Annotated in this window: 14 protein-coding genes, 1 pseudogene and 1 riboswitch; of the genes and pseudogenes, 6 read left to right on the top strand and 9 right to left on the bottom strand. The window is 44.1% G+C overall.

The annotated features are described in order from the left end of the window. The first annotated feature begins 9 nt into the window (after positions 1 to 9). From SNE26_RS22090 to SNE26_RS22075, 4 genes are read left to right on the top strand one after another with little or no spacing between them, the layout of a single operon-like run. Positions 10 to 972, top strand: coding sequence for an ABC transporter ATP-binding protein (locus SNE26_RS22090; protein ID WP_321556046.1), 963 nt, complete (start codon positions 10 to 12; stop codon positions 970 to 972). Continuing rightward, on the top strand, positions 965 to 2536 hold the full coding sequence (locus SNE26_RS22085) for an ABC transporter permease/substrate-binding protein (RefSeq protein ID WP_321556045.1): 1572 nt from the start codon (positions 965 to 967) through the stop codon (positions 2534 to 2536). Before SNE26_RS22090 ends, SNE26_RS22085 begins: the two co-directional genes overlap by 8 nt. Positions 2537 to 2541: 5 nt before the next feature. Further along, positions 2542 to 3693 carry an ergothioneine biosynthesis protein EgtB gene (gene egtB / locus SNE26_RS22080; protein WP_321556044.1) on the top strand — a complete coding sequence of 384 codons (1152 nt, stop codon included), beginning with the start codon at positions 2542 to 2544 and terminating at the stop codon, positions 3691 to 3693. 28 nt (positions 3694 to 3721) lie between these two features. Further along, entirely contained in the window at positions 3722 to 4711 is a 990-nt protein-coding gene (locus SNE26_RS22075; RefSeq protein ID WP_321556043.1) for an L-histidine N(alpha)-methyltransferase, read from the top strand. 81 nt (positions 4712 to 4792) lie between these two features. Here SNE26_RS22075 and SNE26_RS22070 read toward each other — a convergent pair whose 3' ends face one another. Continuing rightward, positions 4793 to 5614: a phytanoyl-CoA dioxygenase family protein gene (locus SNE26_RS22070; RefSeq protein WP_321556042.1), complete on the bottom strand. Its 822-nt coding sequence runs from the start codon at positions 5612 to 5614 to the stop codon at positions 4793 to 4795. A gap of 124 nt (positions 5615 to 5738) precedes the next feature. Here SNE26_RS22070 and SNE26_RS22065 point away from each other — a divergent pair, with 124 nt between their 5' ends. After that, positions 5739 to 6632, top strand: coding sequence for an AraC family transcriptional regulator (locus SNE26_RS22065; RefSeq protein WP_321556041.1), 894 nt, complete (start codon positions 5739 to 5741; stop codon positions 6630 to 6632). Between the two features lie 70 nt (positions 6633 to 6702). Here the strand turns inward: SNE26_RS22065 and SNE26_RS22060 are convergent, their stop codons facing one another. From SNE26_RS22060 to SNE26_RS22050, 3 genes are all read right to left on the bottom strand, one after another. Next, positions 6703 to 7359: a response regulator transcription factor gene (locus SNE26_RS22060; RefSeq protein WP_321556040.1), complete on the bottom strand. Its 657-nt coding sequence runs from the start codon at positions 7357 to 7359 to the stop codon at positions 6703 to 6705. Positions 7360 to 7410: 51 nt separating this feature from the next. Beyond that, positions 7411 to 8211 (bottom strand): sensor histidine kinase, encoded by an 801-nt coding sequence (locus tag SNE26_RS22055; RefSeq protein WP_321556039.1) that lies wholly within the window; start codon positions 8209 to 8211, stop codon positions 7411 to 7413. Between the two features lie 678 nt (positions 8212 to 8889). Continuing rightward, a complete protein-coding gene (locus SNE26_RS22050) occupies positions 8890 to 9381 on the bottom strand; it encodes a hypothetical protein (protein WP_321556038.1) in 492 nt (163 codons plus the stop codon). Between the two features lie 688 nt (positions 9382 to 10069). On the opposite strand from SNE26_RS22050, the gene SNE26_RS22045 reads away from it, so the two are divergent. Beyond that, complete coding sequence (locus SNE26_RS22045; protein ID WP_321556037.1) at positions 10070 to 11908, top strand: hypothetical protein; 1839 nt, start codon at positions 10070 to 10072, stop codon at positions 11906 to 11908. Positions 11909 to 11966: 58 nt separating this feature from the next. Here SNE26_RS22045 and SNE26_RS22040 read toward each other — a convergent pair whose 3' ends face one another. The 5 genes and pseudogenes from SNE26_RS22040 to SNE26_RS22020 all read right to left on the bottom strand — a co-directional run bounded on the left by SNE26_RS22040 (position 11967) and on the right by SNE26_RS22020 (position 20034). After that, complete coding sequence (locus tag SNE26_RS22040; protein WP_321556036.1) at positions 11967 to 12524, bottom strand: hypothetical protein; 558 nt, start codon at positions 12522 to 12524, stop codon at positions 11967 to 11969. Positions 12525 to 12765: 241 nt separating this feature from the next. Beyond that, positions 12766 to 13722, bottom strand: coding sequence for a methylenetetrahydrofolate reductase (locus SNE26_RS22035; RefSeq protein ID WP_321556035.1), 957 nt, complete (start codon positions 13720 to 13722; stop codon positions 12766 to 12768). 92 nt (positions 13723 to 13814) lie between these two features. Continuing rightward, positions 13815 to 14908: pseudogene (locus tag SNE26_RS22030) on the bottom strand (ISAs1 family transposase). Positions 14909 to 15166: 258 nt separating this feature from the next. Then, complete coding sequence (gene metH, locus SNE26_RS22025) at positions 15167 to 18871, bottom strand: methionine synthase (protein WP_321556034.1); 3705 nt, start codon at positions 18869 to 18871, stop codon at positions 15167 to 15169. Between the two features lie 187 nt (positions 18872 to 19058). Further along, positions 19059 to 19168: riboswitch (SAM riboswitch) on the bottom strand. Between the two features lie 134 nt (positions 19169 to 19302). Further along, the gene (locus SNE26_RS22020) at positions 19303 to 20034 is read right to left on the bottom strand and encodes a Bax inhibitor-1/YccA family protein (protein WP_321556033.1); all 732 of its coding nucleotides are present in this window, start codon (positions 20032 to 20034) and stop codon (positions 19303 to 19305) included. Between the last annotated feature and the right edge of the window lie 228 nt (positions 20035 to 20262).

Below are 20262 nucleotides of genomic sequence, written 5' to 3'. Positions count from 1 at the left end.
CCGGCGCGCATGATCAAGGTTGATAAGCTAAGCAAACATTTTGGCGAAGTTAAAGCGGTTGACGGGGTGTCTTTCGAGGTGGAGGATCAGGAGAGCCTCATTTTGTTGGGCACCAGCGGATGCGGTAAAACCACCACCCTCAAGATGATCAACAGGCTCATTGAACCAACAAGCGGGGCTATTTACATAAATGGTAAAAATATTTTAGAGCAGCAGCCTGAAACCCTGCGCCGTGGAATTGGCTATGTATTGCAAAACAACGGCCTGTTTCCGCATTATACCGTTGCCCAAAACATTGCAGTTGTGCCTAACCTGCTAAAATGGGACAAGGAGAAAACAGAGAAACGCACAACTGAACTATTAGAGAAACTCCATCTTGATGCTTCGTATTTGAACGTTTACCCAAATGAACTAAGCGGCGGCCAGCAACAGCGCATAGGTTTGGCAAGGGCATTGGTGTCAGACCCGCCGGTGCTGCTGATGGACGAGCCTTTCGGCGCGCTGGATAACGTTACCCGTTCAAAAATTCATGCCGAGTTCAAAGCCCTCGACGAGCTTAAGCGCAAAACCATCATCATGGTAACACACGATGTTCAGGAAGCCTTTGAACTGGGCGACAGGATCTGCCTGATGGATCAAGGCAAAATTATCCAGTCGGGTGCTCCCGCTCAATTGCTTTTTAACCCCGTTAACGATTTTGTAAAAGATTTTCTGAAACATCAACGTCTGCAACTGGAATTCAAAGCCATCAAACTAACCGATCTTTGGGATTTGCTGCCCGAGCTGCATAAAGAAACAAACGCGTCATCATTTACCGCCGGTACCAACCTGTGGGAGGCCCTGGAGAGCTTTAAATTTAGTGATGAGGAAACCATCAACATCAGCAAAGATCAAAACCAGGTTAAAACGGTAAGCTTTGAGCAGCTGATGACGGCTTTTTATCAATATAAAAATCGCCAAGGCCATGAATGAGCAGCAGCAAACTTTATGGCAGTTTATGCAGCAGCAGTCCGGCAAATTGCAGGAGCAAACGCTGCAGCATATCGGGCTTACCTTCATTTCGTTGTGTATAGCTGTATTGGTTGGTTTGCCGCTGGGCATTCTTATTGTTCGTAAAAAACAGTTGTCAGGCATAGTTTTAGGGATTGCAGGGGTACTGCAAACCATTCCGAGCATAGCGTTGCTTGGTTTTATGATCCCTCTTTTGGGTATCGGCCCTAAGCCAGCCATTGTTGCGTTATTGCTATATGCACTTTTACCCATTATCCGCAACACCTATACGGGCATTTTAGGGGTTGACGCGGCGGTTAAAGAAGCCGCTGTTGCTATGGGGATGAGCAAGTGGCAAATCTTGTTTAAGGTAGAATTGCCGCTCGCTATGCCCGTGATATTTGCCGGCATCCGTACCGCTACAGTGATTAACGTTGGGGTTGCTACGCTGGCTTCGCTTATTGCAGCCGGGGGTTTGGGGGAATTTATCTTCGGAGGTATCTCGCTTAATAATACCAACATGATCCTGGCAGGGGCAATTCCATCCGCACTGTTGGCGGTTATTTTTGACCTGCTGTTGTCGATGGTGCAAAAGATCAGTTTTAAAAAACTTAAACGGGTTATCTATGCATTTCCGGTATTACTGATAGTGCTTTGCCTGTTCTACATTATCCCGGCAAAATCCAAAGGAAAACTTACCGCAGGTTTTACACCCGAATTTATGGGCAGGCAGGATGGTGATCTCGGTCTCAGGAGCAAATATGGCTTAAAGATCCATACCATTGTGATTAGTGATGCTGTGATGTATAAAGCTGCATTTGAAAAGCAGCTTGACGTGATCAGCGGCTACTCAACCGACGGGCGTTTAAAAGCTTACGATTTAGTTGTACTGGATGACGATAAGCATATTTTCCCACCGTATTATGCCGCGCCTATAGTGCGTAATGATGTGCTTCAAAAATTTCCTGACCTTGAGCCGACATTAAATCTGCTCGCGGGTAAAATAAATGATTCAGTCATGACGGTTTTAAATTACCGTACCGACTATCTTCACCAAAGCCCCGAAAGGGTTGCTAAGGATTTTCTGGTTGCCAATAAATTGTGGCGGCGGGAGCGGGGCGGGAGCGAGGGTATTGTGCGCATAGGTTCAAAAATATTTGGTGAGCAATATATCCTGGCCAATATGTACAGCATGCTGATAAAGGGTTATACAGATCATGATGTATCAACAAAAACAGGCCTTGGCGGCACCAAAATTTGCTTTGATGCGCTAACCAATAACCAGATAGATTTTTACCCCGAATATACGGGTACCGGCTTGCTGGCCATTTTACAGGCCCCGCCAAAAATAGTTAACGAAGTAACAGTAAACAGGGATAGCACATATAATTACGTACAGCGCCAGTTTGAAAGTAAATATCAGATCAAATGGCTTAAACCAATTGGCTTTAATAATGCGTATGCTTTAATGATGAGGCAGCAGCAGGCAAAGCAATTGGGTATAAAAACAATTTCAAACCTAAAGCAGTTTTTGGATAGTAAATAATTTCGATGGATTTAATAGCTCGTTACAAAGAGGTGCGCCGGCGTACGGAACAAATTTGCTCGTATTTGCAAACGGAAGACTATGTGGTGCAGCCTGTGGTTGACGTTAGTCCGCCTAAATGGCATATTGGGCACGTTACCTGGTTTTTTGAAACATTTATCCTCAAGCCTTATTTTATGGGCTACCAGGAATATAATCCCGACTACAACTACGTTTTCAACAGCTATTATGAAACTGTTGGCACACGTGTTATCCGTACGGACAGGGGTAACCTGAGCCGCCCCACGGTTATCGAGATCTATGGTTATCGCAAATATGTTGACGAAGCCATGGAAGGCTTTTTATGTGGCGATGTAAGTGATGATGTTAAGGAGTTAATGATACTCGGCTTTAACCATGAAGAGCAGCACCAGGAGCTTTTAATGACCGATATTAAATTCATATTGGGCCATAACCCGCTGTTCCCGGCCTATAATAAAAATTATGCTGCCCCTCATATTGATGAAGGGGAGGATGATGCCTTTATTAGTATGAATGAAGGTATTTATGAACTTGGCTTTACCGGCGATGGTTTTTGTTTCGATAATGAGCTTAACCGCCATAAAGTATATCTCAATGCATATCAAATAAGCCCTAAACTGGTAACCAATGCCGAATACCTGGAGTTTATTAACAGCGGCGGGTATCATGATTTTCGGCACTGGCATGCCGAAGGCTGGGATTGGGTAAAAACCAATAAAGTTGAAGCGCCTTTATATTGGCACCTGGTAGATAATGAATGGCATAACTATACCTATCATGGTTTGGAACCGCTGCATTTAAAAGAGCCGGCTACACACATCAGCTATTTTGAAGCCTATGCCTATGCATCATGGAAGGGCTTAAGGTTACCTACCGAATTTGAGTGGGAAGCAGCCGCCGGGAAATTTAACTGGGGCCGTCGCTGGGAATGGACTGAAAGCTCCTACCTTCCATACCCGGGTTTTGCAAAAGCGCCGGGTGCCATAGGCGAATACAATGGCAAGTTTATGGTTAATCAGAAAGTGCTGCGCGGCGCGTCGGAAGTTACGCCTCCGGGTCATAGTCGTGCAACTTATCGCAATTTTTTTCAAACAAATTTACGCTGGCAGTTTACTGGCATAAGACTTGCGAAGTAAATTGACACAAAAACCACCACCATCACTTATGAACCAGGTCTTTACATCAACAGCCGTTAATTGTACCATAAGCGCCGAAAACAGGCAGTTTTATGCCGATGTTATTGCCGGGCTGCAATCAGAGCCAAAGCATCTTAACTCAAAATATTTTTATGATGCAAACGGCGATAAGCTGTTCCAGGAGCTCATGAACTGCCCTGAATACTATCCGACTAACTGTGAATTGGAGATCTTTTCAGAAAAAACCGCTGAGATCTGTGACGCGCTGATAGCTGACGGGGATGCTTTTGACCTTATAGAGCTTGGCGCCGGCGATGCCACAAAATCCTCGTACCTGCTTAAGTACCTTTTGGATAAAAAGGCCGATTTTACCTATCTGCCGATAGATATATCAGATAATGTAATATCATACCTCAATATAACCCTGCCCGTAACCCTGCCCGGCTTAAAGATAACGGGGCTTAATGGCGAGTATTTTGAAATGCTTGAAAAGGCGGCTGCTATTTCGTCAAGGCGTAAAGTGGTGTTGTTTTTAGGCTCCAATATTGGCAATATGCCTGTTGATGGGGCTATTGAGTTTTGCCGCGAGTTGAGGAGTCATCTGTCGGAAGGGGATATGGTATTGATTGGGATGGACCTGAAGAAAGACCCCAGGGTGATCCTTGCAGCCTATAATGATAAAGATGGTATTACCCGCGAGTTTAACCTCAACCTGCTTCGCCGCATTAACCGCGAGCTGCATGCCGATTTTGATGTAAGCAAGTTTGAACATTATCCAACCTACGATCCCGAAACCGGGGCTTGCAAAAGCTACCTCATCAGTTTGCAGGATCAGCAGGTTACTATAGGGAACGAAAAAATAAATTTCAAAAAGGACGAATACATCTACATGGAGATCTCGCAAAAGTTCACGCTGATGCAAACCGATCAGATAGCCATAAACACAGGCTTTCAGCCGGTAGGGCAATTTTTCGATACCAAAAAATGGTTTATCGATGCAGTGTGGGTGGCAGGGTAAACCTCACCCAACCCTCTCCAAAGGAGAGGGCTTTTAATGGTTGTTTTGAAGTCTCCCCTTTTGGGGGAGATTTAGAGGGGGTTACAGCACCTTCGGGTTCAACTCCGAATCTATTAACCCGCCAATTGGTTTACTCATCAGCCATTTATGGTGGTCATTTTTTTGCCATTCGTTTTTGTAGGGGGTGACGCGGGCGCCGTCGGCTACATAAATTATGGTCATGATCTCGCGCATTTTATCTGAGTTGTTGCCGGGGGCATTGTGAATGGTGAAACCCCGGTGCCAGGTGGCATCACCGGCCTTCATGGTTTGGGCACGGGTTATTTCAAATCCTTTCTCCTTCACATAATCGTCAAACGCCGATTCCGATTCGTCAGAAATTTCATGGTTAAACACAGCGCCGTTAACGTATGAGCCCGAGGCAAAGGTGAGCATGCCCATGTTTACATCAATATCAACCAGCGGCATCCAAAGGGTTACTGTGTTGTTGGTATCGATAGGCCAGTAGTACTGGTCCTGGTGCCATGGGGTTGGGCCGCCGCCCGGTTCTTTAAACAGGGCCTGGTCATGATAAATACGTACGTTTTCAACACCCATCAGGTCGGCAGCAATTTTGGCCAGGCGTTTGGCCATTACAAATGTTTTAACATCCTCATCAACCCGCCAAAGGTTCATGATCTGTAAAAAGGCTTTCCCGTAAGTGTCCCGTTCGTCCAGTTTACGCTTTTCGGTGTTATACCTGTCGGCAGCGCCAACAATTACGGGACGATAGGCAGCAATTTCATCTTTTGTAAGCACTTCGTGTACAAGGGTATGGCCTTTTTCGCGAAATTCCTTAATATTGTGATTGGATAGTTTTATAAAATTATCAAGTGACGGTAAATGAGCGATCTGTGTATTCATAGTTTTTAGGTTTATATTTCAAAGTAAACTTATCTTTAGTTGAAAAAAAATGAAACGAATGGTACATTTATGGATGATTTTATCCGTAATTTGAATTAGAATTTTATTTACGTTAAAATATGCAATGATAAAAGCGTCGTACGAAGTTCTTCAGCCTACAAATACACAGTCATTTCTTGTGCGGAAATTTGATAAGCTGGCATTTGATGCCCCCTATCATTTTCACGAAGAATATGAATTAACATGTATTATCAGCGGCACCGGCAAACGCTATGTTGGCAGCCACATGGAAGATTTTGCGTCCGGCGACCTGGTGTTGCTTGGTTCTAACCTGCCGCATTGCTGGAAACTTGAGCCCAATGAAACAGTGCTCCGCGAGGCAAGCGCCGTGGTGATCCAGTTTAATGATGCTTTTTTGGGCGAGGAATTTTTTAACAAATTTGAGCTTCAGCTCATTAAAAAGCTTTTTCAGCAAAGCGGGTGCGGGGTATCATTTTATGGCGAAACACGCGCCGAAGTTAACAAACTGCTGCTTAGCCTGGTTGAAGAGAAAAGCAATTTCAGGATGCTGATAGGTTTGCTGGAGATCCTGCACCGTATGGCTTCATCAGAAGAGTACGTGCTGCTCGATCAGCACCGGATTATAGGGGAGCGCTCAAATACCGAGCGCGAACGGATTAACCCTGTGTTTGCATATTTGGTTGAAAATTTCAGAAAACACGTATCGTTAGATAAAGCGGCCGGTATCGCCAATATGACTCCGAATGCTTTTTGCAAATACTTTAAAAAAGTTACCCGCAAAACGTTCATGGAAACTATAATTGAGTATCGCCTTAATTATGCCATACAGCAGCTGGTGCAAACAGATAAGCCTATTTCAGAGATCTCCTATGAGAGCGGCTTTGGCGATGTATCCCACTTTTACAAAATGTTTAAAGCCAAAATGAACCTGAGCCCGCTTAACTACCGCAAAAGGTTTATGCGCAACTTGGCAGGTGATAAAAAGTTATCGGCGTAATTATTATTAAGTCCAATGTCGGAAGTCTGAAAGTCGGAAAGTTTCCTTTTCTATAGCTTCGTACTAATGGTTACGTGACGTTAATGATGCCGCGCTTTATGGCGTAGATAACTAATCCCACTAAGTTTTTCGACCCGGTTTTTTCAAACAGCCTTGCACGGTAACCTTCAACAGTGCGCACACTCAGGAAAATTTTATCTGCTATCTCCTGGTTAGAGCATTCCTGGCAAACCAGTTTAAGCACTTCAATTTCGCGCTCATTAAGGTCGGTTTTGTTATTGGGGATATTATCGGCCTGGTCATTGCCTACCAACTGTTTGATAAGGGTTATAGAAAGATGCTCGTTAAAATAAAAGCCCTTGTTGTAAACGGTTGATACAGCCTCGATGATCTCTTCCGGTTCGGCATTTTTAAGCAGGTAGCCCGATGCGCCGGCCTTCATCATATCCACAATATATTTATCTTCGTTAAACATGGATAGCGCCAGGATCTTGATATCCTTAAAATGCTGATGGACATGAGTAGCGGTTTGGATGCCATCCATCTCGGGCATTTTAATGTCCATCAATATAACATCGGGGGTTTTGTCGGTTAACAAGCCTATCAGCTCTTTGCCGTTTGATGCTTCGAGCACGAGTTCAAAATCCCCGCAGTCTTCAAGGGTAGCTTTTAAACCATTTCTGAAAATTTTATGGTCGTCTACTATACCTAATTTAATTGGGCCCATTGGTTGTTTTCAAGATTCAAATGATCAATAAATATAGGCTATTGATTTTAACTATGCTACTTTTAATTTAATGATTGTAATAGCCCCGCTAAGCGGTTTGCTATATGTATTTATTTCACCGTTAATGAGTTGCACGCGGCTTTGTAAATTTTTAAGGCCGAAGCCCTGCTTAACATCGCCCATATTAAAACCCTTGCCGTTATCTTTAAATTCCATAACAAGGTAGCCGGAATCTAAGGCCATGTTGAGGTTAATGATGGTGGCTTCTGAGTGTTTTATGGCATTGCCGAAAAGTTCCTGGGCTATGCGGTACATGGCCAGTTCAATTTCATTAGGGAAGCGCTTATCGGCGAAGTTTTTAGTGAACTTAACTTTGATATGGGTATTGGTTTCAACCTTGGTGCATAGCGCTTCAACAGCAACCAGCAAGCCATAATCGGTAAGTATAGGGGGTAAAACGTTTTGAATAATATTCCTGATCTCCTGGATGCATTCATCGGCCAGCTTGCGGGTATCAATTAATAGTGGCTGGCTTACTTCGTTCACACAATTTTTATCCAGGCGGTGCAGGTTAAGCTTTATTGCCGAAAGTACCTGGCCAACACTGTCGTGCAAATCTTCGGCCAGGCGCCTGCGCTCGCTTTCCTGGGTTTCAAAAACAGCGTTCATCAGGTCGGTTTGCCGTGCATCATGCATGGCGCGTAATTCTGCCTGGTTTTTTAACATTCTCCGCTGATATACAATCACGAAGAAGAATAAAAAAATAATCAATACAACAACCACAAGTGTCCCGATGATAAGAACAGGGATAAGGCCATTTTCGGATACTTGTAAAATAGGGCTGTTATACATGATTATTATATATGCAAACCTAAATTTATGATATTTTCTGTGGTTTGCAGAGTAAACCTATCGAATATAATATATTGGCTATAATATTCGTCACGCTATGGATCATGTAATAGTTATGTTGTTCGGCTTTTGGAATACGATCCAGGAGCATAAATAGAAAAATATTAACCGCTGAATAAAACAATATTCCTGTGTTTATCCAAAATAACCCCAGTTTTTCAATGTGTATAAATTCTTGAGGGTTAAGTAATTGGTAGAAATAGCAAAGGGACAAGATTATAAGAAGGACACCAAGGGAGGTGTTTGAAACAGACGGATATTGATCTAAATTGTGATTATAAACAATCATTATAATTGCAACTATACATGCCAGTATAATTGTCATATTCTTTAAAATAATTTTTTCAAACAGCTTGCTATATATAATAGCATAAAAGATCAGGCTTATTATAATGTATATATGGATTATATACATATCATTTTTTGTTCCAATTTCTTGAGCAACCCATAATGTTACGTCGACCACAAACGAGAATGCGAATAGTGCAAAAATTATCTTCAATAAATTGTTAAGGTTCCTGAATTTCAGTAACGCCGCGGCAATAGGGAAAATACCCGATATAACCGAGAGGATTTCTAACTGCCGCGTATAATTGATAGACATTTTGTAATATTTGATTATACTGTTTGGCCTGTGAGTCTGTTTTGCGGACATCCAGATGAGCCGGGGCATGGCATCGATTGCTCCCCAAGTATATTAGAAGTAGTAGCAGACATCAACGCAAAGGTTTGAACGCTTTCTGGAGCTTTTGCTTTTGGAGCAATTTCTTCAGGTAGTTGATCTTCACCTGTTTCAAGAACCCCGGTTATAATAAAATGCTGCTGCCCACCAACGTTGGCTATTACAGATAATAGAAAATTACTTATCGCTATCCAAAACTTTTGCCAGCCATTAAGCCTTTGATCATTAGCATAATAAATACGGATGCCCATGCAATCAGGTTGGTTAAGTATGGTATTTAATATTTCGCGACCGAAAAATTGTGATATGTTATCTTTAGGATTGCGGTGCCGGTGATTTTCTGTCCATTGTGCGGCTAAATCAAGTTCAATTGGTGCGCCTTCGTGGCCGGTGATGGGTGATGATGGTCTTTTTTCTTGTGTTTCCATAAAAAATAATAGCGTGTAGGGATTTAGTTTTGTATAAAACTAATACTAATAAGCATCCCTTTCAATGAGAACCCCGGTCATATAAGCTGTAATTGGATTTTGGTATGATTTTATATCGTTGATTATTAATTAATTGCGAATTACTTGCGTTTTATTACCCTCGTATAATACGTATTTTTACGTATCAGAAACTGTAATCTTACGTGGCGGTAAACAGGCTCCTCTTTGTGACTTTTCTGTATAAAATATCATGTTTTAAATGGTGAAGTTTTATATTAAATTATAAATATTATTTATTAAATTGCTTCAGGTAGTATTAATATTACGATTGCCGGTTTTGCTAAATGTTAAGAGGTGTTAATTAAACATGAAACAAGATCACCCAGTCCTTTACTGAACCAATAACAAACCGAAGTTTATGAGCCTGCGTCTTTCCAGCCCGGAAAGGCGCTTTTTTTATATACGTGTTTTCTCTTAGCGCGTAGTTCTACGTTTGGTTCATGTTGATGATACGTTTTTATATCGCGTACCACTACAGGCTGTAATAGCGTAGTGGCAACGTTGATTGCGCGCCGGTTTTGCCCAAACTTTGACACAGCAAATGAGCTGTACGTCAGCCTGCTTGCGGTGGAGTAAGCTGAAAATCCAGTTTAAAGAGTAGGCCGGTACAAATACTAATCAAAAACTTATGAACTACATTATTAAAGGGAACCTTCGCGGTTTATTATGTTCGGACTGCGAACTGCCTGTTGCGGGCACATCGGTAAAAGTTTATCGCCCTTCCGATCAGCAAAACGAAACCCGGCTTGCTGTGGCCGATCCCAAACAAACTTTTCACCAGGTAAATGATGAAGAGCTGAAAGCAAAGGAACGGCTGTTCATTACCCAGGCCGATGTGCAGGAAAATGGTGATTTCACTATCGAAATTGACGGCGGCAAATCCGGCTATGAAGGCGGCAGTATTGATGTGGACTGGTATTGCGGCAACGTGCCATTCAAAATTCCTGTGCCTAAAAAAGATCCGGCATTGCAGTTTCATATTACCACACTGCAACCATTATATAAAAGCAGCCAGGAAAATGCCCAATATGCACGATTTGATTATAAAATAGATTCCAAATGGTTTTGCCGCATCCTTACCCTGTTGGATATCTGGGTGGTTTGCGGTTATGTAAACGATTGTGAAACTCAAAAGCCAATCCCCGGCGTTAAGGTTTTTGCCTATGATGTCGACCTGCTGCAAGACGACTATTTGGGCAACGCGTATACCGAAAACAACGGTAAATTTACTATCGTATACCCTGGCGACAATTTCAGGAAAACCTTATTACCATGGCTTAATGTGGAATGGCCCGCCGGTCCTGATTATTATTTCAGGGTTGAAAGCTCATCAGGCACAGTATTGCTTGCCGAAGACCGTACCCGCGGCCGCCAAAACGACAGGCACAACGCCAATAACTGTTTCTGTGTAAAGCTTTGCATTAAAGGCGGCGGCATCATTACCAGCGATACGCCATGGTTTACTTCGGTAGGAAATTTCAGCATTACATCTGATATTGATGGCAGCGGTAAAACCCTCATGAGTAAATTTGGAGCGGGTGGCGCCGGTTATGGTTTCTTCGGTTCGGTGAAGCTGGGGGGCTATGCCACCAAGAAGGTGCCAACAGCGCCTGCCAGTCCGCTTTATTACCGCTTTTTATTCTCGACTGATAATGTAAACTTTAGTCCGGTAACAACAGCCCAGATGGAAACCACCGCCTTAAAGGTTGCCACCCGGCAAATTACCTGGAACGGCACAACTGCTTTTCAGGATGTAGTGATCGACATTAATCAACTTGCTTCGGTACCCGATAGTGTTCCGGCCGATAATTATCCAAATCCGATCCCCGATCATGTGCTGCACCCTGATGCCAATGGCTGGGTTCGGGTTGATCAGCCTGCGCTTGATAACGGCTTTTATGGCTCCCTGTTTTATTTAAATACCGCTACCATTATAGGTGGAGGTGATGCCAGCACTGGGCTTACCCCTGGTTTAGCTGTACCGGTAGCGGATCAGAAAAATGGCAGGATGTTATATATCCAATTTCAAACTACCGACGATCCGGCTAATCCGGGCTCGCCAAACCTTAATACACAATTGCTTATCGGCAAAATATATGTGAACAACTGGAATGAAGTGAACCTGCTGAAACTGGAAGAGCTTTTTGCCGGCGGCGGCAGCGGCTGCACCCCAGTAAGCGGCGTGGCACATGCTGATTACACGGTAGATCATGAGCTGATTGCCAGCTGGTCGTTGGGCGTTTGGTCGAACGCTACAGGTACTGTAAGCGGCTTGCCGAGCGGAACAACGCCGCGTGGCGACGCTAAGAAGTTTAACCTGGCTGCACCGGCCCCATTTGTTTTAACTCCTCCTTTTAGCGCATGGCCCTCATGCGCATATAGCCTAACCCTGACAACCTATCGCAAATTAACCACAGGCGAAAGTAATGACTGGGCAAAAACGAACCAGGTTATCTTTTGCAAGTAACCTGCATGTGGACGGGGAAGAGGGTGTCGTTGCATGTCGGCACCCTCTCATTTAACCGTTAAAATAACCTCAGTATGTACGAAGCCTCGTACAGGATAAAGATGATCACCAAAGCCGCATGAAACTTAGGGTTCTCCACCTTAATGGCTATCATGCATAATATGAAATGGCTGATATTACGGATAGGGTACTCGATGTTGTAGTGATGTACATAGCTTGGGCCCTTTATTTCGGTATCAATAATATCCAGCAGATAGCTCGTTCCCAAAATACCGAAGATCCATTTACGGCGCGAGTAAAAGTAGTCTTTATAACCCTGATAGTCCTTCAAATCGTCGGGATAGAGCAGGGCACAAACGCTGTAATAGGTTACAATGTAGATGATGATAAAAAAGTATTCGGCAAAAAGCCAGTGCTTAATTTCGTGCAGGCTGATCTCCCACCACCAAAAATGCAGCAGTAAAATAAACATGTAAAGTGTCCACAGGTTATGTACCCAATAAGGTTTATCCCGGCCGGGATGCTGAATTTGTTTGGCCGCGCCTTTAAGCAGATGGGTAATGCTAAGCCCCAAAGTAATGCTGATAACAGCCTTGATGTGACTAAAGGTATCCATAGGCAGGTTTATTACTAAAATAAAAATAGTGTTTTATTTTAGTAATAGGTGTTACTATAAATATCTGGTGGTCAATTATTCCCGTCATTGCGAGGTACGAAGCAATGACGGGAATAAGATAAAGGTCATGTTGAACTTGTTTCAACATCCCACTTGCTAAGCAACCATGCTAAGCAAATTGAGCTACCTGTCCTGTGAGGTGCCGAAACAAGTTCGGCATGACGTTGTGAGTTTGTGCCCCCTAAAATATAGCCTCAGCAATCCTTTTGGTTGGCCCGGCATTACTCATGGTATAAAAATGCAGTACCGGTGCGCCAAAAGCAATCAGTTCTTTACACTGGTTAATCATCCATTCAATGCCTACTTCTTTCACGTCCTTTTCGGTGGCGCAGGCATGGATAGCATCGCTCAGATCTTCCGGAATATCGATATGGAAGGTTTTTGACAGCGTAACTAATTGTTTTGATGATGTGATCGGCTTCAGGCCGGGGATAATAGGCACATTGATGCCATTGGCCCGGCAGCCGTTTACAAACTCCTTGTATCTGTCGATATCAAAAAACATTTGGGTTACAATGAACTGCGCGCCCATCTCTACCTTTTGTTTAAGGTATTTGAAATCGGTTTTAAGGTTAGGGGCCTCAAAATGCTTTTCAGGGTAGCCGGCCACGCCAATACAAAAGTTTGTTTTGGCAGTATTGCCATGGTCCTCATGCAGGTAAATACCGTTGTTGAGGTTAACCACCTGCTGCAGCAAATCAGTAGCATAGCAATGGCCGTTAGGCGTAGGTACAAATGATGAATCACCGAGACGGGCATCACCGCGTAAAACGAGTACGTTTTCGATACCTAAAAACTCCAGCTCGATAAGGGCATTCTCGGTTTCGTCTTTAGTAAAGCCGCCGCAAAGCAGGTGAGGCACGGTATCGACCTTATACCTGTTCATAATAGCCGCGCAAATAGCAATAGTGCCCGGACGCTTGCGGTAAGAGAGTTTCTCGAGCAGACCGCTTGGATGCTGCTTATAAATAAAATCCTCGCGCAGGGTAGTAACATCAATAAACGGAGGTTTAAATTCCATCAATGGATCGATAGCATTATAAATGCCCTGGATGCTCTGCCCCTTTAAAGGCGGGATCAGTTCAAAAGAAAAAAGTGTTTTGCCGTTGGCGTTTGCTATATGTTCAGGTATTTTCATTTGACCCCTAACCCCCTAAAGGGGGAATTTTTTATTTAAGTTTTATAATATACTTTTTTTAGCTCCCCTCTTGAGAGCAGGGCTGTTGCATTCTAATTTAATAGTTGTTTCAACCTGTTGATATCGTTGCAAACAAGCCTTTGCGCTTGTGCGAGGTTTGGGTAATCATTTATTCTAAATACATTAATAACTATGTTTCTGAACACAGAAGTATTTTCAGGCGCATTGGATGTTCTAATTCGTGAAGCGTCTTCGTTAAATGTCACGTCCTTTACCCAATGAAGACTGTTTTCTATACTCCAATGGCTTTTAATACCATGGCAGAATATTTGCGCATTACCGATTAAGCTACTGATGAAAAAGGCGTATTCTTCCCGGATACGTCCTTTTTCTTTTACCCAGCGATGCACTTTAATAAGTTGGCTTACCCCAGCCCATGTGTTACTGATTTCCTCTGTTCCCGGGTACACCCAAACTGTTCTACGTTCTATTCGCCCTTTGTTTTTCAACAACTCAACAAACTTACTACAAACCATTGCCTCGTCCGATGTAATGGTTTCGATCTTTTTGTAAAGGTTCTTTTGATTCTTCTTCACACCTATTATATAATTGTTATCTGTATCAATAATAGCCTCTACCGTTTTTTTTGACAATGTAATGCGTCAAGTGTAAACGTTACCCCCTGTAATCCTAAACTGGAAATAAGCTGCTGAACTACAGAGATTTCACTTTGTTTTGAGTTGTCAACTAAACCATGGCCAACGACTTGATTACTCCTGCTACTATACAAGCTTACCAGGCTTACAAATCGTTGTTTGTCAAGAGAATAATCGCTCATCGTCCCTTTCATTGCCTTACCATCTATATGTAGCCATTCATTTTTAGACAAATCAATATGCTGACTGGCCCATTTATGGAAACTCTCATTTAAGCTGTTAAAGTCTAAATCTTGTATTACACGTCTTATAGTATAAAAGCTTGGAAGGCGGGCTTTATTAGGCTGAAAGAAGGCCAAAAGATCGACTTCATTCCGCTTTATAAAATCACCCATCGAACGATAGCCATGATAACCGCTCATTGTACTCATTAACACAAGCAACAGAATGAAAGTCTGGTCATGGCGCTGGCCTGCCTTTCGCCTTATATCCGGTAACTCTGATAAATACGCTAATATGCTCTTATCCATCCTAACTTTTTTGACCTCAAGTTAACTTATAATATTTAGAATGCAACAGCCCTGCTCTTGAGAGGGGGTGCGTCGGTAATGTGTGTAGGGAGGGGTGTGTTGTCTGGTGTTCATTCCCACTTTGTTTAACACACCCCTCCCCCCCCTCTCAAGAGGGGAATCGCACGCGCCTTACGCTTTTTTTTAACGCCGCCGCTCGGCTCCAGCCGAGTGGCGGCGAATTTTTTTATTCTTCCTCCCCCTTTAGGGGGCGGGGGGCTAATAATTAATATTTGGCCCCAACCATCTTTCTGCATCTTCCAACGGCATGTTTTTCCTAACCGCGTAATCTTCCACCTGGTCTTTGCTGATCTTGCCAAGGCCAAAATACCTTGCCTGCGGATGCGCGAAGTAGAAACCGCTTACCGACGCAGCCGGTAACATGGCCAGGCTTTCGGTAAGGTGCATGTGCGCGTTATTCTCGGCTTTTAACAACTCAAACAAGGTGGTTTTTTCGGTGTGGTCCGGACAGGCGGGATAGCCCGGCGCCGGACGGATACCCTGGTATTCCTCCTTGATCAGGTCGGCATTGCTTAGTTGCTCGCCTTTGGCATAGCCCCAGTGTTCTTTACGTACCAACTCATGCATTTTTTCGGCGAAGGCTTCGGCAAGGCGGTCGGCAAGGGCTTTGGCCATAATGCTGTTATAATCGTCATGGTCGGCCTCAAACTCGGCTACCAGTTCGTCGCAACCCAAACCCGTGGTTACAGCAAAGCCTCCAAAATAATCAGGCACACCGCTTTCTTTAGGTGCGATAAAATCCGACAGGGCGTAATATGGATCATTCTTTACCTTTTCGGCTTGCTGACGAAGAGTGTGAATGCGGGTTAATACTTCGGTACGACTTTCATCGGTATACAATTCAATATCATCACCTACACTATTTGCCGGCCAAAAGCCGATAACGCCGCGGGCTGTTAACAGCTTCTCGTTAACGATGCGCTTCATAAGCACCTGTGCATCGTCAAATAGTTTTTTGGCTTCAACGCCTACAAACTTATCCTCAAAGATCTTCGGATAGCTGCCGCGAAGTTCCCAGGTATGGAAAAACGGTGTCCAATCGATATAAGGCAGCAACTCTTCCAGCGGGAAATTCTCAAATACTTTGGTACCGGTAAACGCAGGTTTCGGCGCCACATCGCCATCCAGGCTAATCTGGAACTTGCCCGCGCGGGCTTCTTCGATAGTTACAAAACGTTTATCCGATTTTTTGTTGGCATGTGCTTCACGGGCTTTAGCATATTCATCCTTAATGCCCTGGATATAGGCATCGCGGTTATCCTTGCTCATGAGATTGCTGCATACGGTAACACTGCGCGATGCATCCAGCACGTGAATGGCAGCCCCGGAGTATTGCGGTGCAACTTTTACCGCCGCATGAATGCGCGATGTGGTAGCACCACCAATGATGAGCGGAATGGTAAACCCTTCGCGCTCCATTTCCTTAGCAAAATGCACCATCTCATCAAGCGACGGGGTAATTAAACCACTCAGCCCGATGATATCAACGTTTTGCTTTTTAGCCTCTTCAATAATGCGCTGTGCCGGTACCATCACCCCAAGGTCGATCACCTCGAAGTTGTTACAGGCCAACACCACGCCAACTATATTTTTGCCGATGTCATGTACATCGCCTTTTACGGTAGCCATTAAAACTTTGCCGGCATTAGCACGCTGATCAGCATTGGCGTTGTTCTTTTTCTCTTCCTCGATGAAGGGCAGCAGATAAGCCACTGCCTTTTTCATTACACGGGCCGATTTTACCACCTGCGGCAAAAACATTTTACCCGCGCCAAATAAATCACCCACGATGTTCATGCCATCCATCAGCGGACCTTCAATCACTTCAAGGGGTTTGCTGTAGGCCTGGCGGGCTTCCTCCACATCATCGTCAAGGTATTCAACGATACCCTTCACCAGTGAGTGGGAGAGGCGCTCCTGAACGGTACCTTTACGCCACTCTTCATCACGCACTACTTCTTTGCCTTTACTCTTGATGGTATCGGCAAATTCAACCAAACGCTCGGTAGCATCCGGACGGCGGTTAAGCAGTACGTCTTCCACCAGTTCCAGCAGGTTTTTGGGGATCTCTTCATAAACTTCCAGCATCCCGGCGTTAACAATACCCATATCCATACCGGCTTTAATAGCATGGTACAGGAAAGCCGAGTGCATAGCTTCGCGCACCGTATTATTACCCCTGAACGAGAAGGAGATATTACTTACCCCTCCGCTCACTTTGGCATGGGGCAGGTTTTGTTTGATCCAGCGGGTGGCTTCAATAAAGTCGACCGCATAGTTGTTATGCTCTTCTAAACCGGTAGCAACGGTAAGGATATTAGGGTCAAAAATGATGTCCTGCGGTGGGAAACCCACTTCATTCACCAGGATATCGTATGAGCGTTTACAGATTTCGATACGGCGCTCCAATGAATCGGCCTGACCGGTTTCGTCAAAGGCCATTACAACGGTGGCTGCACCATAGCTTAAGATTTTCCGGGCCTGCTCCCTGAATTTTTCCTCACCCTCTTTTAGGGAGATAGAGTTCACTATACCTTTACCCTGTACGCATTTCAAACCAGCCTCGATCACTGTCCATTTTGAGGAGTCGATCATGATAGGCAGTTTGGCGATATCCGGCTCGGAGGCAACAAGGTTCAGAAATTTCACCATCACCGCTTCCGAATCGATCATGCCCTCATCCATGTTAATGTCGATGACCTGTGCGCCTCCTTCAACCTGTTGCAGGGCAACAGATAAGGCTGCCTCATAATCTTCGGCAAGGATGAGTTTAGAGAACTTTGGAGAGCCGGTGATATTGGTACGTTCACCCACGTTCACAAAGATGCTTTCGGGTTTTATGGTAACGGATTCCAAACCGCTCAGGCGCATATCCGGCTCAATTTGCGGGATAGGGCGGGGCGGATATTTAGCAGCCTTATCGGCAATGCATTTAATATGCTCGGGTGTAGTACCACAGCAACCACCAACGATGTTAACCAACCCGGACTTGATAAAATCATCAACCTGGTGCGCGGTTTCATGCGGGGTTTCATCGTACTGGCCAAACTCGTTAGGTAAACCGGCGTTTGGGTAAGCAGAGATAAATACACCTGCTTTTTCAGAAAGCTCGGCCAGGTGTGGGCGCATTTCCCTGGCACCTAAAGCACAATTTAAACCTACTGATAGCAGGTTGGCGTGGCTTATCGAGTTCCAGAAAGCCTCAACCGTTTGCCCGGAAAGGGTACGGCCCGAAGCATCGGTAATGGTACCCGAAATCATGATACCGCCGTTATCGCGGAAGGCAGGAAAATCCTTACCGGCAGCTTTACATTCCAGCTCATACCGTTTTATGGCGAACAAAGCAGCCTTGGCGTTCAATGTATCGAAAATAGTTTCAACCAATAACAAATGCGAACCACCATCAACCAAGCCACGAACCTGGTCATAATAGGCTTCGGCAAGGTCATCAAAAGTAACGGCGCGGTATCCCGGGTCATTTACATCAGGCGATAAAGAAGCAGTACGGTTGGTTGGGCCTATGGCACCGGCAACAAAGCGCGGTTTGGCAGGGTTGCGCTGCGTATATTCATCGGCAACTTCGCGGGCAATGCGCGCACCTTCGTAGCTTAGTTCATAGGCCAGTTCTTCGAGGTGATAATCGGCAAGGGAAATTACCTGCGTACTGAAAGTATTGGTCTCAATAATATCGGCACCGGCATCCAGGTATTCGGCGTGGATGGCTTTGATAATATCGGGCCGTGTGATATTGAGCAGGTCGTTATTGCCCTGCAGGTCGCTATGATGATCGCGAAAACGCTCGCCACGAAAATCCTTCTCGGTAAGCTGGTACCGCTGTATCATGGTACCCATCGCCCCATCAATCACCAGGATGCGTTTCTGTAATTCTTTTCTAATGTCCATTTTTTGATTTCACCAATTTTTATTTGATGATTTCACCGATTGCTTTGATTTTAAAGATTGTTAGGATCTACCGACGTCTTAAGCAAATAGCCGGTCAGTAAAAATTAAATCAGTGTAATCAGAACAATCGTTGTAATCACAAATAAATAAAAGCTTATCTCGAAAAGTCGGGTGTTGTTATGACTTTCGCTTATCTGTCCGGGCGCATAATTGCTGCCTGGTAGAATGTAGCACCTTGTGAAGCACAGGTTGCTAAGACATCGCAGGGTCTAATCCCTCCGTCTTTCTCCATAAGCACCGCAAAGTTGCGCAATAAAGTTGTCATTTGCAAGTGTATAACGTACGCTAAATATCACAGCTAAGCCACATTGTTAAACAAAAAAAGCCGCCTATGAAAACGGCAGCTTTTTGATTGAGTTTCTTAATTAGAATTATCTTCTTCTGCCGAATAAACGGAGGATCATCAGGAAAAGGTTGATGAAGTCAAGGTACAATGTTAAACCACCTAAAAGGGCCATTTTACTTGTTGATGAGGTGCCATATTCAAGACCGGCTCCTATGCGTTTCAATTTCTGAACATCATAAGCGGTTAATCCAACAAATACTGCGATGCCAACATAACTGATGATGTATTCTAACTGAGAACTATGCATAAACATGTTAAATAACGATGCTACGATAATACCAATAAGACCCATCATCATGATCGATCCAAACTTGGTAAGATCGGTATTGGTTGTATACCCTGCCACGGCCATTATACCGAAAACAACAGAGGTTGTAATAAATACGCCAAGTACCGAGCTTTCTGTAAACACTCTTAGTATATAACTTAAACTAATACCCATAACTGCCGAAAAAGCGATAAACAGCAGTGCTGCTACACCGTATGATAAACGGTTAAAGCCAAATGAGATTATCAGTACGAACGCAAGCGGCGCAAACATTACAATGGTACCTAAACCGGTATTGCCGCCGGTGGCAGGGTCCCTAAGCATTTCATATAACGCCTGGTTACCTGAAAATATGAACGCACACAAGGCCGAAAGCCCCAGGGCAACAAACATCCACACAAATACATTAGCTATGAATTTGCGCGACGCATCTTGTTCATTTAATTGTATTACGTTTTTATAAACGTATTCGGGATCTTTAATTTCCATTTTTTGTTATTAAATAATATACGAATTTATGAATAAAAAGTGAATGTAAGGTGAAGAAAGGGAGGAAAGAAGCAAGACAGTTTTGTCGTCTCTATAACAAGCACCGTCATGTTGATTACTTGTTTCAACACCTCACTCGCTAAGCCACCTGCTTAGCAAATCGCCTACCTATCCAGTGGGGTGCTGAAACAAGTTCAGCATGACCCGGTTGTTGCTTTGCCCGAAAGG

The organism is Mucilaginibacter sp. cycad4 (assembly GCF_034263275.1).
Lineage (GTDB): Bacteria > Bacteroidota > Bacteroidia > Sphingobacteriales > Sphingobacteriaceae > Mucilaginibacter.
Note: the sequence above shows the minus strand (reverse complement) of the source record. Positions and strands in the feature narration are given on the sequence as shown.